The sequence below is a fragment of the Corynebacterium sp. MSK047 genome (assembly GCF_030232285.1).
In the GTDB taxonomy this organism is placed as follows: Bacteria; Actinomycetota; Actinomycetes; order Mycobacteriales; family Mycobacteriaceae; genus Corynebacterium; species Corynebacterium jeikeium_D.
Genome location: NZ_JASPJI010000007.1, coordinates 89,841 through 105,225 on the forward strand (window position 1 = coordinate 89,841; position 15,385 = coordinate 105,225).

General features: G+C 59.7%; 11 protein-coding genes. All 11 read right to left on the reverse strand.

Annotated features, from left to right (window positions below; translation table 11 throughout):
- Positions 1-4 precede the first annotated feature (4 nt).
- The 11 genes from murC to mraZ all read right to left on the reverse strand — a co-directional run bounded on the left by murC (position 5) and on the right by mraZ (position 15,308).
- Entirely contained in the window at positions 5-1,498 is a 1,494-nt protein-coding gene (gene murC, locus QP981_RS04300) for a UDP-N-acetylmuramate--L-alanine ligase (RefSeq protein ID WP_069359187.1), read from the reverse strand.
- A 13-nt stretch (positions 1,499-1,511) separates the two neighbouring features.
- Positions 1,512-2,684: an undecaprenyldiphospho-muramoylpentapeptide beta-N-acetylglucosaminyltransferase gene (gene murG, locus QP981_RS04305; protein WP_224433260.1), complete on the reverse strand. Its 1,173-nt coding sequence runs from the start codon at positions 2,682-2,684 to the stop codon at positions 1,512-1,514.
- 4 nt (positions 2,685-2,688) lie between these two features.
- Positions 2,689-4,497 (reverse strand): putative lipid II flippase FtsW, encoded by a 1,809-nt coding sequence (ftsW, locus tag QP981_RS04310; protein ID WP_076771838.1) that lies wholly within the window; start codon positions 4,495-4,497, stop codon positions 2,689-2,691.
- Positions 4,490-5,968 (reverse strand): UDP-N-acetylmuramoyl-L-alanine--D-glutamate ligase, encoded by a 1,479-nt coding sequence (gene murD, locus QP981_RS04315; protein ID WP_048731180.1) that lies wholly within the window; start codon positions 5,966-5,968, stop codon positions 4,490-4,492. The genes ftsW and murD overlap by 8 nt, the downstream gene beginning before the upstream one ends.
- Positions 5,965-7,071 carry a phospho-N-acetylmuramoyl-pentapeptide-transferase gene (gene mraY, locus QP981_RS04320; protein ID WP_016423002.1) on the reverse strand — a complete coding sequence of 369 codons (1,107 nt, stop codon included), beginning with the start codon at positions 7,069-7,071 and terminating at the stop codon, positions 5,965-5,967. The genes murD and mraY overlap by 4 nt, the downstream gene beginning before the upstream one ends.
- Entirely contained in the window at positions 7,072-8,598 is a 1,527-nt protein-coding gene (locus tag QP981_RS04325) for a UDP-N-acetylmuramoyl-tripeptide--D-alanyl-D-alanine ligase (RefSeq protein ID WP_284857468.1), read from the reverse strand.
- 132 nt (positions 8,599-8,730) lie between these two features.
- Entirely contained in the window at positions 8,731-10,305 is a 1,575-nt protein-coding gene (locus QP981_RS04330; protein WP_049192947.1) for a UDP-N-acetylmuramoyl-L-alanyl-D-glutamate--2,6-diaminopimelate ligase, read from the reverse strand.
- Positions 10,306-10,443: 138 nt separating this feature from the next.
- Complete coding sequence (locus QP981_RS04335) at positions 10,444-12,354, reverse strand: peptidoglycan D,D-transpeptidase FtsI family protein (protein WP_048731186.1); 1,911 nt, start codon at positions 12,352-12,354, stop codon at positions 10,444-10,446.
- A 341-nt stretch (positions 12,355-12,695) separates the two neighbouring features.
- A complete protein-coding gene (gene ftsL / locus QP981_RS04340) occupies positions 12,696-13,511 on the reverse strand; it encodes a cell division protein FtsL (protein WP_016423006.1) in 816 nt (271 codons plus the stop codon).
- Positions 13,512-13,575: 64 nt separating this feature from the next.
- Positions 13,576-14,616 (reverse strand): 16S rRNA (cytosine(1402)-N(4))-methyltransferase RsmH, encoded by a 1,041-nt coding sequence (rsmH, locus tag QP981_RS04345; RefSeq protein WP_016423007.1) that lies wholly within the window; start codon positions 14,614-14,616, stop codon positions 13,576-13,578.
- A 260-nt stretch (positions 14,617-14,876) separates the two neighbouring features.
- Complete coding sequence (mraZ, locus tag QP981_RS04350; RefSeq protein WP_005510286.1) at positions 14,877-15,308, reverse strand: division/cell wall cluster transcriptional repressor MraZ; 432 nt, start codon at positions 15,306-15,308, stop codon at positions 14,877-14,879.
- Positions 15,309-15,385: the final 77 nt, after the last annotated feature.

The following is a 15,385-nucleotide window of genomic DNA, read 5'->3' on the forward strand; positions in this document are numbered from 1 at the left end:
AGTGCTACGACTCCACCTGTTCGTCGTTGTCTCCGCTGAGCTCGCGCACGATTTCGTCGGCAAGCATCGTCACAGAGCCAGCGCCGATGGTCAGGATGACGTCGTGCGGTTCGGCGATTTCGCGAACGCGAGCCGGGACGCTGGTGAAATGCGGCTCATACGTCACAGGGATGGTCATTTTGTTGGCAATGAGCGCGCCGTCGACGCCCGGCAGTGGCTCCTCGCGGGCGCCGAAGACATCGAGCAATACGGCCTTGTCCGCCAGAGACAGGGCGGCAGCGAACTCGTCGGCAAAGTTGCGAGTACGCGAGTACAAGTGCGGCTGGAACACAGCGATGACCTTGCCACGACCGGCCTCGGTGACCAACTCCCGAGCTGCGCCGAGAACTGCGGAGACCTCGGTCGGGTGATGCGCGTAGTCGTCGTAGATACGAGCGCCAACAAATGGCCCCTCGCCGATACTGCCGTGGTAGTCAAAGCGGCGACGGACACCGGTGAATTCACCGAGACCGCGCGCCATACGCCCCAAATCTGCCCCGACGCAGTCGCCACCAACCATTGCGGCCAGCGCGTTGAGCGCCATGTGACGGCCGGGCTGATGCAGTTCAAACCTCACCGATGTCGAGCCAACAGTGGCCTCCACGCGGGCGCCACCACCGACGGGAGTCCAGCCGTGCAAAACGGCACCGACCGGCAGCGTCGGGTGTTTAGCCAAGGCTTCTTCCCCACCATAAGCCAGCACGTTAATGCCGCGCTCCACCGCGCGCTCGCCCAATGCGGCCGCATGCGGATCCTCAGCACAGATGACCAGATGACCGCCATCCTTAATGCGCTCTGCAAAAGCGTCAAAGACGGCGTAGTAGGTCTCGTCGTCACCGAAAAAGTCAAGGTGATCGGGCTCGATGTTGGTAATTACGGCCACTTCCGGCTGGTAGGTCAACAGCGAGGCATCCGACTCATCGGCCTCAGCAACAAAAACGTCACCACTGCCCTGGTGAGCATTGACGCCGGCCTTGCTCATCAGACCGCCAACGGCAAAAGACGGATCCAAACCAGCTGCCTGCAAAGCGGCGACGGTCATCGATGTAGTCGAGGTTTTGCCGTGAGTACCGGCGATCAGGAGAGCCTTGGAGTCCTGCATCAACAGCGCTAACACATCGGAGCGCTTGAGCACCGGAATGTCCAGCTCATGTGCACCGGCCAGCTCCGGATTCGTCTTCGGGATAGCAGCGAAGGAAATGACCACTGCGTCCGGCAGCTCTCCCTCGCCAGCAAGCTCAAGATTCGTACGGTCATGGCCAATGGCGATGGTGGCTCCCATCGCACGCAGTCCCACCACCGCGCGGGACTCCTTGACATCGGAACCGGTAACACGAATGCCACGAGCCAACAGGATGCGAGCGATACCGGACATACCGGCACCGCCAATGCCAATCATGTGGACACTTGCGGGCAGCTCTCCCGTTACCGGCTGAAAGTCATCGAAATTAACGTTCATGTTTATGCTCGCTTTACTTCTTAGAGTTCACAGCCGCAGACAGCACCCGACGGGCGATGTTCTCCGCAGCGTTACCATGTCCAATGTTGGCCAGGGCGCGGCGCCCGTCGGCAAGCTTTTCTGGGGACGTGACCAGCGGAATCACGATATCCGAAACTGATGCCGCAGTCAGCGACTCGTCGGCGATGAGAATACCGCCACCAGCATCGATGACATCGGTGGCGTTGAGCGCCTGTTCTCCATTTCCGTGTGGCAGCGGTACATACACCGCAGGCAAGCCGACAGCTGAGACTTCAGCCACCGTCATCGCACCGGAACGGCACAAAATCAGGTCGGCGGCGGAGTACGCCAGATCCATCCGGTCGATGTACGGCACAGCGGCATAGGGGGCGTCCTCGCGGATAGCCTCGACCTCGACGTGATTCTTCTTGCCGTAGGCATGCAGTACAGATACACCGGCGTTGGCGAGCTCTGCGGCTGCACCGGTAACAGCTTCGTTGATGGAACGTGCCCCCTGCGAACCACCGGTGACAAAGAGCACCGGTCCCTCCTGCGGTAAACCGAAGAACTCGCGGGCTTCGGCACGCTTGGCGTCACGGTCCAGCGCCGCGAGGCTGGCACGCACGGGATTGCCAACGACCTCGGCCTTCAGGCCAGAGCCAGTCACGGCAGCCAAACCGACGCCCCCGAGTGCGACACCGAGCTTATTGGCCAGGCCCGCACGGGCGTTGGCCTCGTGAACCAGGAACGGAATCTTCTTCCCCGCACGGCACGCCATGTAGGCCGGTGCCGATACGTAGCCACCAAAGCCGATGACCGCATCAGCGTCAATACGCTTGAAAACCTTGCGGGTCTCACGCACCGCACGAGCGACGTTGAGAGGCAGCTTGAACAAATCCGCAGTCGGCTTGCGCGGCACCGGCACTGGCGGAATCAGCTCCAGGTCATAGCCTCGCGCCGGTACGAGGGTTGACTCCAACCCCCGATTCGTACCGAGTGCAATGACGCGGGCTTCCGGCTGCAGGTTCAAAATCGCATCCGCCACAGCCAATGCGGGTTCGATATGGCCAGCCGTACCACCGCCGGCCACCACAATGGTCGGAGCAGAGCCATCTTCCTTGAGAAACTGCTCAGACTCCGAAGCGCCTTTCGCCCCAGCGGCTGCGCCCAGATTCTTGTCTGCCATGGTGTTATCGATTCCTCCTCCGCGGTGCTGAACCGCCGTTCCTATTGTTTCGGCCCGGGCGCTGGCGCGAACGCGACTGTCCGCCACGACCTTCGCCCCGAATCCTACTGCCCCGGCCTGAGCTTGACGACGACCAGGAGCCCTGTGACCGTCCAGTCCGCGGCGACCTCGCTGTAAAACCCCGCGTCCGTCCGTTGTCACTACGAGAGGAATAATCCACTTCGCGGCCACGAACGCTGCCCGAGTTTCCGGAGCTGCCGGAGGTTCGGGAGCCACGCTGCGGGGCGGCACCTCGACCACTGCGGCTGCCTCCACTACGGCCGGCCCGATTGGGTCGGTCAGCTCGGCCACTGTAGGTTTCCCGCACTTGCGCCCCCTCGCCACGTGGAGTACGCGCTCCACTGGTCACCACGGGCGGACCGAAGCGTTGCGGATCGCGATGGGCACGCACCTTCGGCGCGTGGCGACGCGATTCGTCATACGGGATTGGTTCCGGAATACCCAGGAACCTGTCCAGCCCCGGACGTCCCGAAGTCTGCATTGCAGAGACTGCCTCCGATTCGTGGCGGGCACATGTGGCCAGCAGACCCATCGAGAACAACGTCACCATCGCCGATGTACCACCGGCGGAAATCAGCGGCAGCTGCAGACCAGTCACTGGCAACGCACCAACGACGTAGCCGATGTTGATGAAAGCCTGCACCACGGTTGCAGCAGTAATCGTGCCCGCGAGCAGACGGAGAAACGGATCGTTCTGACGACCGGCGATACGAAGTCCCACCCAGCCGAGCGCTGCGTAGAGCAAAATAACCATCAGCGCGCCGAGGAAACCAGTCTCCTCACCGATAATGGCGAAAATGAAGTCATTCTTCGCCTCCGGTAGGTATCCCCACTTCGCGCTCGACTGACCGAGACCGACACCTGTGAGAGAGCCGTCGGCAAGCGAAAGAAAGCCCTGGTAGGACTGGTAGGCATCGCCCTGCACGTCGTTGAAGTTACCAAGCAGCGAGTCCAAGTAGACCCTGATTCGCGCCGAACGGAAACCCGCGGTGACGGTAAAAATCACCAGGGCGAAAGCCGCAGCGGCAAGCAGCCCGGTGATGAATACGCGCGGCAGGCCAGCGAACCACGCCAACGCCACCACGACGAACGCCATGGAAGCAACCATGCCGAGGTCACGCTGCAGCATCACCAGTGCCAATATCACGAAGCTGACCGCACCGAACAGCCCGAACAAATCGGTATAGGACACAGCGGTGCGGACCTTTTCAGCCAGCAGCTTCGAACCCCACAGTGCCAGCGCGATCTTCGCGATTTCTGATGGCTGCATGGTGATACCACCAATACTCAGCCACGAACGCGCACCGGTTTCCTCCAGGCCGATGCCGATACCAGGGATAATCACCAAAACCAGCAGCACAAAGGACAAAATCAGCGCTGCTGTCGATAGCGAGCGAATCAATTCCACCCGCATTCGCAGCACAATCCACATGGAGATAAGACCCGCCACCACCATGACCAGCTGACGGATGAACACCGACCACACGCTGCCCGAGTCATTACCCGCGCTGGCCATGGATGCCGACAGCACCATCACCAGTCCGATTGACGTCAGCAGCGCGACGATAATCATCAGCAGGTGGTAGTCGAACAGCGGACGCGACTTCCAGTCGTTAAAACGCTCCACCCACGCCGGCCGCTCTCGAGCACTAGAGCTTGACGACGAGGGCCGCTGTGAACTGGTAGCCTTCGTCCCCTTTTGTGCCGTCGCGGCGCTAGCGCTTAAATTACGAGCCTTGCGGGAGTTATCCATCAGTTGACGTCACCTTCTGCGCCCATTGCGCGAACAAGTCGCCACGTTCAGCCATTCCGGAGTACATGTCCAAGCTGGCGGCAGCTGGTGCCAACAGCACCACATCCCCAGGGTTGGCATAATCACTAGCTGCCATACAGACCTTTGCCATGGCATCGACCTTGTCAGTGTCATCAATGACAACGACCGGCACAGCAGGTGCGATGCGGGAGAGCGCATCGCTGACTAGTTGCCTATCGACGCCCAGAACCACGGCGGCCTGCAGGCGATGAGCATGCTTCGCCACTAGCGGCGAGATTTCCGCGCCCTTGAGCTGACCACCGACGATCCAAACGACACGCTCATGACCGGACAGTGCAGCGTCGGCAGCGTGGGGGTTGGTGGCCTTGGAGTCATCAATCCACACGACATCATTTGCCTTATGGACAATCTGACCGCGGTGTGCGCGAACTTCGAAAGTCTCCAATGCCGCTGCAATTTGCTTCGGTGAGGTACCGATACTGCGCGCCATCGCAGTGGCGGCCACTGCGTCGAGAACACCCGCCCGGCCGGGAGGAGAAATTCCCGCTACCGGTGCGATGACAATGCCCGGACCAGAGTCGTCAGCTGCGGCATCGCCGCCGCCAAAAGCACGGTCGACAATCATGCCGTCGCGAACTCCGACCTGGTGTGCCTCCGGGGGACCATCGGTAAAGCCCACGACGGAGTTGCCGAGCTCGTCGTTTTTCAACATCTTTTCCACGTGCTCGACGACATCTGCGTCATCCGCACCGTAGATTGCGACAGTACCGCGCAGCGCACGGGTCTTGTCCAGACCGTAGTTTTCGTAAGAACCGTGCCAGTCGATGTGGTCTTCCGCCAGGTTCAGCAGTACTCCCGCATCTGGGCGAATGTTTGGAGCCCAGTGCAGCTGGAAGCTGGACAGCTCTGCGGCCAACACCTCGATACGAGGCTCAGCAGTCAGTGCGTCGTACAGGGCCACACCAATGTTGCCCACAGCTGCGCCCTGCTCCCCGAGCATGGCGGCCAGCATGGAGGTGGTTGTGGTCTTGCCGTTAGTGCCGGTGACTACCAGCCAGGTCCGTTTCGGACCCCACAGCTGGGCACAGTCGCCGGCGAAAGCCAGCGCCACATCACCGAATACCGGGACACCGGCCTCAGCGGCGGCGCCGAACAGCGGACTGGTCGGACGCCACCCCGGGGAGGTCACGATCGCAACCGCGTCGGCAAGCTCGTCGCGAGCGTCTGCGGTTGTGACGTGCCGAACCGAAAAGTCGGCGGCAACCAGTGCGCCGAGCGCGGAGTCATCCACGACGACAATTTCCGGACAGCCGATGTCCTTGAGCATCGCAATGGCACCGCGACCGGAAACTCCGGCTCCTGCCACCAGAACTCGACCAGAGCGCACCGTAGCGACTAAGTCGAGATTTCGGATATCGGTGAGGTTGGTCGGGTCTGGTGAGTTAATCATTGAAATACGCCTACCTGAGAGAGCCAGTCACTGTAGAAGATGGCTGCGCCAATCATGTTAAAAATGCCTGCGAGTAGCCAGAAGCGAACGACAACAGTTGTCTCCGCCCAACCTCCGTTTTCGAAGTGGTGATGGAGAGGAGCCATGCGGAATACGCGCTTGCCAGTCGTCTGGAAAACCGCGATCTGGATTGCCACGGAAGCAACTTCCATCACGAAGATGAAGCCAATGATAACCATCAGCAGCTCAGTCTTGGTGACAAATGACAGCCCCGCTACCAAACCGCCAAGAGCCAGCGAACCGGTATCTCCCATGAAGATCTTTGCCGGCGCTGCATTCCACCACAGGAAGCCCAAACAGGCGCCCAGACCCGCGACGGAAATAACGGCGATATCCAGTGGATCGCGGACGTTGTAGCAACCGCTGCCCAGCGAAGCCTCGCAAGAGTTACGGAACTGCCAGAAGGAAATCAGCGTGTAGGTGGCCAGTAGCAGTGCGGTGGCGCCAGCGGCCAGGCCGTCAAGGCCATCAGTGAGATTGACGGCATTCGTCCATGCGGCAATGACGATGAAGACAAATACCAGGAAGACAATCATGCCGAACCACACAGGCCCCGGTGCCAGATTCAGGAACGGAATATCTCGAATCAGCGACAAGCTCGTCGAACCGGGAGTCAAGCCAGACGCATCCGGGAACTGCAGCAGCAGCACGCCGAAAATCAGCGCTGCCGCCAGCTGCCCAACCAGCTTCGCTGTCTTGTTCAGCCCCAGGTTGCGTCCTTTGTAGAGTTTGATGAAGTCATCGGCAAAACCCAATGCGCCCATCGCCAGAACAAGGAACATCACCAACAGACCGGAGGCGGACGGCCCCACGCCAGTCTGGATATACGTAACGAGGTGTGAGAGGAAATAGCCAGCGACGATTGCGGCGATGATGGCGATGCCGCCCATAGTCGGAGTTCCCCGCTTGCGCAGGTGGCTCTTCGGCCCTTCTTCACGGATCTCCTGGCCAAGACCTTCAGCAGAGAATTTGCGAATAAGCACTGGTGTTAAAAAGACACTCACCAGAAATGCAATCGCACCACTGAGAATAAGTTGAATCACTTACTTTTCCTCTCCGCTTTCACCTTCGGGCGTAGTCCCAACCTTGGCAGCCAGCGAGTCCGCGACCCGCCACATACCGTCCGCATAGGAGGCCTTGACTAACACCACATCGTCCGGACGCACCTCGGCCGCCACCAAATCCGCGGCAGTGGATGTATCCGGCACCCTAGAAGTATTTAACCCCAACTCTTCCGCTTTGTCGGCCAGGGCATGCACATTAGAACTCTCTCCGACTGCAATTAGTCGATCGATGCCGCGGCCCACAAGGTACTCGCCAAGCGACGAGTGCTCATCTTCAGCGGAATCGCCAAGCTCACCCATCTGTCCAAGCACCGCCCACGATGAGGCGTCCTGGTGCGTTGGGCCAGCTGCTGTACGTGCCAGAGCGTCAATCCCCGCACGCATCGAATCAGGGTTGGCATTGTAGGAGTCGTTAATAACGACGATATTGCCAGTGAGCTGCTGGACATCCATGCGCCGCTCTGACGCTGCCACATGCGCAGCCATCGCCTTTGCGACCTGCTCAGCATCAATACCGGACTCCACTGCCACCGCAATCGCCGCCAGGGCATTGGCCACTTGGTGCGCACCATAGACCTGCAGTTGGATCGGGAATGTACGCCCATCCGGTACATGCAGGTCAAAAGATGCACGAGCAAAATCATCGAGCTGCACATTCGTGGCGCGGTAATCCGCGGTTGCGTGGCGTTCGGAGTTCTCATCGGCAGAGAAGAACACCACCTTCGCCTGGGTACGCGGAGCCATGCCAGTGACGTAGTCATCGTCGGCATTGAGTACGGCCACACCGCCCTGCTCCGCAGCCGGCAGCGCTTCCACGAGCTCGCCCTTAGCCTGCGCGATTGCCTCGCGCGAGCCAAACTCACCAAGGTGCGCCGTGCCAACATTGAGCACCGCACCAATGGTCGGTGGCGCAATGCGCGCCAGGTGGGCCACATGCCCAATTCCGCGTGCGCTCATCTCCGCAACCAGGTACTTCGTCTCCGGAGTGCACTGCAGCACCGTATACGGATGCCCAATTTCGTTGTTAAAGGACCCCTTCGGCGCCACCGTCGGACCGTCGGTACGCAGCAGCGTCGCCATCATGTCCTTCGTCGACGTCTTTCCCGCCGAACCCGTCACACCGACAACATGCAGCTGATCCTTCTTCAACTCGTCGACGACGTAACGCGCCAAATTACCAAGCGCTTCCAGCACCGCCGCCCCGGAACCATCCGGATCGTGTGCAAATGCGTCGGCATTGGAGTCCTGCTTACCAAGGGGCTTGACGACGACCGCAGGTTGCCCAACATCTCGTGCCGCCAGTGCCATCGGCGCTCCAGCTGCTACAGCCTGATCGATGAAGTCGTGGCCGTCGACACGCGCGCCCGGCAGGGCGAGGAAGAGCGAGCCTTCGCGAATCTTTCGGGAGTCGAATTCTGCGGGCTGAGTCACTGTGGCGTCATCATTGACGTGGGCGAGTTCACCTCCCACGATGTGAGCGATTTCCGCGGCGGTCAGGGCAATCATGATGTCTATAGTCCTTGTTGGTTAGAGTTCCAGGCGCCTAGTAAAGGATGATTTCTTGATTTTATTCGCCTACCGCGAATGGTTCGCGGTAGGCATGTCAGGTGGTGCGCTTCCTCAGCGATTTCAGCAATCTCAATCAGCGGATCCCTCCAGTCGCTGTGTGAGTGCTTCGGCCAGCTGTTCACGGTCATCGAACGGGTGAATTACGCCACCGATATTCTGGCCGGTTTCGTGTCCCTTGCCTGCCACCACGATGCTGTCGCCGCTGTGGGCGAGCTCGACGACACGGCGAATTGCCTGGCCGCGATCGCCGATTTCCTCAACAACCGTGTCAGAACTGGCCTTGCCGCTGGCAACCGCTTCCTTCGCACCGGCGACCACGGCCGCACGGATTTCAGAGGGCACCTCGGAGCGTGGATTGTCATCGGTGATGATGACGACATCGGCACCGTATGCAGCCTCAGCTCCCATAATTGGACGCTTGGCACTATCGCGGTCGCCACCGGCGCCGACGACAACCAGCACGCGACCTTCGGTCTGTGCACGCAAGGTGGCCAACACTTCAGCTACTGCGGCTGGCTTGTGGGCATAGTCCACCACAGCCAGGAAGTCCTGTCCGCGATCGATGCGCTCCATGCGGCCTGGCACACGCACCTGTGCCAGACCGCTCTTGGCCGCGTGATTGGCATGCCCAATCGCATCGAGCACAGCCCATGCGACTGCGGCATTGGCAACGTTGAAAGCACCCGGCAGAGGAACTTCCACCTCAACTGTGTCAGTGTTATTTCGCGTTAGCTCCACATGTTGGACACCGTTGGTGGCGACAGTGGCTGCAGCGGCGTGCCATTCTGCAAAGACCTCGGCAGCTGGCGTCTTGTCGGTTACGCGATGCTGAGTATGGACAGTGGTGACTTGGACATCCGGGTCGCCGGCAGCGATATCTGCCATGCGGACACCCCAGTCGTCGTCGATGCACACGACAGCCTTCGGTGCATGTGTCGGACCTGCGGGATCAAAGAGCTTGGCCTTGGCTTGGAAATACTCTTCCAAGGTCTTGTGGAAGTCCAGATGATCCTGCGAGAGGTTGAGGAAACACCCGACCTCGAAACTGACTCCGTCTACACGCCCCAACGACAGTGCGTGAGAAGAAACCTCCATGACAACGTGCGTCACCCCCTCGGAGAGCATCTGGTGGAACAGGCGCTGGAGGGCCGGAGCTTCTGGGGTAGTCAGGCTCGACGGAACGGCACGGCCATTGATGCGCGTGCCGGTAGTACCAATGATGCCTGTCGAGCATCCAGCTGCCAGGAGCGCGCCCTCCAGCATGTAGGTCGTGGTGGTCTTGCCAGAGGTGCCGGTAACCCCAATGATGGTCAGTGAATCCGAGGGGTGATCGTAGATTTCTGCAGCAACGTGCCCCATGACGGCCCGGACATCGTCGACAACCAGGACTGGTCGAGTCTCCCCTGCTTCCCGCAGGATTTTCAGACCTTCCTCATCAGTCAGAATCGCTGTAGCAGCCGACTGCTGCGCGTAGCGCGCACCATGCGTGCGAGTACCTGGGACGGCAGCAAACATTCCGCCTTCAGGCACTTCGGCAGCGTTGAGTTCGATTGCGGCGATATCCGCTCCTGCCGCCGCGGATTCGGTAATGCCGTCAAGTCGGCCATGCGCGAGGTTACACAATTTCGCAAGGGTGGCGGTCATTGGCTGTTCCCTCTTTCAAGTCAGTCGTTGGTGTACAACAGGTTGGAAAAATTCAAGAGATTCACTTTGCAGAAACCAAAGTAATAAAAGTCTGTGTATTAGTGCTGTCGCGGTAACTTCATTGTGGTGGTGACCTCGTTACGGCTGCAGCAACAACTTGCCCTCGCGGGGTGGCGACGGCGGTACGTTGTAGCGGTTAAGCGCCCAAGCGGCGATGTCCTTAAACAGTGGGGCTGCTGACTGACCGCCGTCACCATGGACACCACGCTGGGGTTCGTCAAGCATAATGCCAATGACAAAACGGGGATCGTCGGCAGGCGCGATGCCTGCAAACGTGATGTGGTACTTGGAATTCGAGTACGCGCCGGTGTCGGGGTCAAACTTCTGCGCCGTACCTGTCTTGCCTGTGAGCGAGTATCCCTCAATACTATTGCCGGCCGCGGTACCCGACTGCTGCCCCGTGGGATCAGACTGCATAACGCCTTCAAACATAGCGCGCACAGTTTGGGCGGTCTCCGGGCTAACCACACGCACTGTTTCCGGGCGCTCTGTTGCCGTCTTCGTGCCGTCCGGGGAAATTGTCGAACGAATCATACGCGGCGGGATGCGCTCGCCATCGTTGGCGATTGCCTGGAAAACTCCTGTCATCTGCAGCAGTGTCATGGCCATACCCTGACCAATGGGCAGGTTCGCAAATGTACCGCCGGACCACTGCGGACGCTGTGGCACAAAGCCGGACGATTCACTGGGCAACTCGATACCCGTGGACTGCCCCAGCCCGAAGAGATGCAGCATCTCAGCGAAGCGGTCCTGACCCAAACGCTCTGCCAGCATTAGGGTGCCGACATTGGAGGACTTGCCGAATACACCGGTCGTCGTGAAAGCTTCCGTGCCGTGCTCCCATGCATCGCGCACGGTGACACCCGCCATATCAATCGTGCCCGGGACCTGCAGAACCTCATCCGGTGTGGTCTTGCCATCTTCGATAGCGGCCGCGGCGGTAATGATCTTTGCTACAGAGCCCGGCTCAAATGGGTTCGATACAGCGGAGTTTCCGATAGTGCGCCCCTCTTCGAGCTCGGCCCCCATATCCTTATTCGGGTTAGCCGTGTCCGCCTGCGCCATTGCAAGCACTTCGCCGGTCTTCGCGTCGAGCACGACTGCCGACGCATCCTTCGCTCCCGAGTTGGCCTTCGCCTGGTTGACCTGCTGCTGGACAAAGTACTGCATGTCGAGGTCCAGGGTCAGCTCGTAAGTCGTACCGTCCACAGCTGCGTGGACATCGCGCGTGGATCCCGGGATTGCCACACCGTTAGAGGCGATATCAATGGTCTTGCCACCGTTAATACCCTGCAAAGTGGCATCACGAGAGGCTTCAAAGCCGAACTGGCCGACGCCATCCATGCCAATCTTGCCGATGACGTTAGCCGCCGTCGCCCCATTCGGGTACTGGCGAATATCCTGACGCTCCGCCACCAGTTCCGGATACTTTTCCACGATGGCAGCGGCCTTGTCCGGGTCGACATTACGCACGAGCACCTCATAGGTGCTGTCCTCATTGCGCAGCTTCTCCAGAATGTCCTTCGAGCTCACCCGGGACGGCGCGCTCATCACCGAGTTCTCCTCGGTTTCGGGTTCCGCTTGACGACGGCGACTGCTTCCCGACTTCTCCGCGTCGATGTCGGCCACGTCGAGTAGCTTCGGCAAATCCTTGGCGATCTGCTCGAGGCGTTCATCGTAGGTAGCGACATCATCCGGGCGCTGCTTATGGGCGTCCCCAATCCACTTGCGCAAAGTGTTCGGGTGAACGGTAATACTGCGTGCCTCCATAGTGAAGGCAAGCTGAGCTCCGTTACGATCGAGAATCGCACCGCGCCGAGCTGCATCAACAACTTCCACCGTGCGCTGATTCTGCGCCGCCGCCGACAGGTCAGGACCTGCGACGAGCTGCACCCAAGCCAAACGGGAGACCAGCACTACAACTGCGATAGCGCCTATAAACTGCAGCCAGTTGCGACGTCGGATGAAGTCCTTATTACTAATGCGCATTTTTTCGCGCGGGGGCACGCTTCGGTTGGTTTTAGCATCGAGCCCCCGGCTGCGCTGACCATCCCGAACGCGACTTTGGCCTCTGCGCTCACGGGATGTAATTCGGTAAGCACGTTCGCCGAAGTCATACCCCCCTCCACGGTTGGGGTAGTCGTCTTCAGATCGAATCATGCGCTAGTGCTTTCTACTAAGTCGATTCTCCCGCGCGCGATAACGTTAGGCGGTATTCCCTGCCATCGCGAGTACTGAATTAATTAGTCTACAGTCGACTGACCAGAAACAGTGGAACCGCCAGAATATCGGACAGTTGGCCAGTTTGGCCCAGTTTGTTTTCTAAGTTCCTACGGTGCTGGAGCTGGCTCGGGTGCCGGAGCTTCCGGTGCTTCCGGCGCCGCGGCTGGCGCTTCTGGGGCTGGCGCTGGCGCTTCAGCCTCAGGCGCGGGTGCCGGAGCCGGCGCAGGTGCTGGTGCGGGCTCATGGTTCTGCGGCGCATACGGAGCGGTTGCCGGCAACCCGTTCGGACGTGGGTGCGCTTCCTCAATGGCCGGTGCCTGCATCCCCGGAACATTCTCGGTGTCCTTCGGGTTCGACGACGGCGCATGCGGAATATTCGGCGACTCGTTATTGAGGTCGACAATCTTCTGCTGCTTCTCATCGCCCGGTCGCACTTCCACGACCTTGCCTTCCGGATCGGTCGTCAAAACGGCAGGCTGCTCCGGATTGACCATGCCCTCTTCCACAGCACGCTGCGCGATAGCACCGGTTGACTTCATGTAAGCAACATCCCGCTCGAGCACCTCCAGCTGGTTACGCAGCTCCTTTTCCTTGGTCTGCGCAGCATCCAGCTGCAAGGATGTCGAGGTCGAAATACCCGACAGCCACATCGCCGCCACGATTCCGGCAACGACGAGAATGATCATCACGGCCGCACCGGCAAACTTGTGGTTATCCCTCGAGGACGTCGTAACGCGACGCCCACGCACCGAGATGACCTGCTGAGAACCTGTGCGCCCAAACCGCCGGCGCTGATAAAGATCCTGTTTCGTGCGGGCGCTGCGACCGCGCTGACGAGTCTTCGTCTTGGCACCGGCGACGGTTGCAGATGCGCCGCGGGAGGTGCGCCGGGTGGGGGCGTGCTCCGTGATTGTCGTTGCCATGCTCGAAAGTTCTCCCAGTACTTAGATCGTTAAGGGTGCGTTTGGTGCGGTTGAAAGGTTTGGGTCAATCGGCTCGAATCCGCTCGATACAGCGAACTCTCACCGGTGCGGCTCGGGGGTTGTCTTCGATCTCGCTTGCCGACGCCTTCTCCGCACCTCTCGTGATGAGAGCAAAGTGCGGTTCATGCCCCGGAAGCTCCATCGGGAGCCCCGGTGGGGTTGTCGACTTCACGCGCTCCGCAAAGTCCTTCTTGACGATGCGGTCTTCCAGACTCTGGTAGCTCATGAACACTGCACGCCCATCGACTGCGAGTGCATTGCAGACCTGTGGCAGTACATTTTCCAGAGCTTCAAGCTCACGATTTACCTCGATACGAAGAGCCTGAAACGTACGCTTGGCCGGGTGTCCGCCCTTGCGGCGAGATGCCGCCGGAATGGTTTCGTAGAGCAGCTCGACCAGACGACCGGAGGTCGTAAACGGTTCCTTCTCCCGCTCACGCAGGACTGCCGAGGCGATCTTGCCGGCGAAGCGCTCGTCGCCGTAAGTCGATAGGATGCGCGCGATATCACCGTGCGAATAGGTATTGAGCACATCCGCTGCGGTAATCCCCTGGCTTGCATCCATGCGCATGTCCAGCGGGGCGTCGACTCGGTAGGCGAATCCACGATTGACTTGGTCAAGCTGCATCGAGGAAACACCGAGATCGAAAAGCGCACCTGCAATGCCCTTCTCAGCGGCGCGGGCGAGAATGTCCTCCGCGCCACTTCCACCCGCGGCTGCAGAAATTTCACCACTGAGCACCTCGGCGAGCGAATCGAAACGCACACGGAACCCTACAAAGCGATCACCGAAGCGCGCGAGACGTTCTTCTGCCCCTCGCAATGCATTGTCATCGCGATCGAGTCCAACAACGCAGAGCTTCGGGAACTGCTCCAACAGGTATTCCGTGTGTCCACCGGCACCAAGAGTGCCGTCGACAACTACTGCGTCGTCACCCAGTGCCTCGATGCCCGGGCGCAACAAATCAGTTACTCGATGAAGCAAAACGGGGACATGACCAAACTCGCCGGACTTGCGATCATCCGCAGGTGCCGATCCGTTCATTTCCCCTCCTCACCGGGTATGTTCGCACTGGTCAGAGAATCTATCGAGTGTATTCCCGGTTTGCTTAACGACGAGTGCCGCGCCAGCAACCAGACCGCACCTCATGAGCACTACTGGGAATGCTGCTATCGGTGCTTAAAACAAAAAGCGGGGATGTTCACAGGGCCCCGCCTGACAGAACCTGGTATCGGGGAAGTACACCAGGGGCTATCAGGCAGAGTCCATGCGGACATTCCCTCTTTTCGGTTATTCCAAGCGGTTTATAAAACGCCGAACAGCGAGTCATCCTCACCTTCGGAGAAATCAGCTTCATGCTCCGCCTGGTAGGCCTCCCAGGACTCTTTGTCCCAGATCTCCAGAAAGTCAATAGAGCCGATAACCACGCACTCCTTGGAGAGATTCGCGTACCGACGGTGATCCATCGATAACGTGATTCGCCCCGAGCCATCAGGACGCTGCTCATCGGTGCTCGCCGCAAGATTTCGGATGAAAGCTCGCGCCTTGGCATTCGTACGAGAGGCCTTAGTAGCCCGCTGAGCTAATTTGACGAACTCCTCTTTCGGATACACCGCCAGAGAATGATCCTGCCCTTTAGTGACCATCAGGCCACCTGCGAGATCCTCACGGAACTTCGCTGGCAACGTCAGGCGCCCTTTGTCATCAAGCTTCGGCGTATAGGTGCCCAGAAACATGCGTCACTGGCCTCCTATCCCCGTGTCAACCTCAATGTCAACGCACAAACGCTTACCGAATTCAGGGATTTAGGCGT

Bases quoted from the DNA above. Each gene is read 5' to 3' on its own strand.
- murC (WP_069359187.1), bottom strand. From the start codon at position 1,498: ATGAACGTTAATTTCGATGACTTTCAGCCGGTAACGGGAGAGCTGCCC.
- murG (WP_224433260.1), bottom strand. From the start codon at position 2,684: ATGGCAGACAAGAATCTGGGCGCAGCCGCTGGGGCGAAAGGCGCTTCG.
- ftsW (WP_076771838.1), bottom strand. From the start codon at position 4,497: ATGGATAACTCCCGCAAGGCTCGTAATTTAAGCGCTAGCGCCGCGACG.
- murD (WP_048731180.1), bottom strand. From the start codon at position 5,968: ATGATTAACTCACCAGACCCGACCAACCTCACCGATATCCGAAATCTC.
- QP981_RS04325 (WP_284857468.1), bottom strand. From the start codon at position 8,598: ATGATTGCCCTGACCGCCGCGGAAATCGCTCACATCGTGGGAGGTGAA.
- QP981_RS04330 (WP_049192947.1), bottom strand. From the start codon at position 10,305: ATGACCGCCACCCTTGCGAAATTGTGTAACCTCGCGCATGGCCGACTT.
- QP981_RS04335 (WP_048731186.1), bottom strand. From the start codon at position 12,354: ATGCGCATTAGTAATAAGGACTTCATCCGACGTCGCAACTGGCTGCAG.
- ftsL (WP_016423006.1), bottom strand. From the start codon at position 13,511: ATGGCAACGACAATCACGGAGCACGCCCCCACCCGGCGCACCTCCCGC.
- rsmH (WP_016423007.1), bottom strand. From the start codon at position 14,616: ATGAACGGATCGGCACCTGCGGATGATCGCAAGTCCGGCGAGTTTGGT.
- mraZ (WP_005510286.1), bottom strand. From the start codon at position 15,308: ATGTTTCTGGGCACCTATACGCCGAAGCTTGATGACAAAGGGCGCCTG.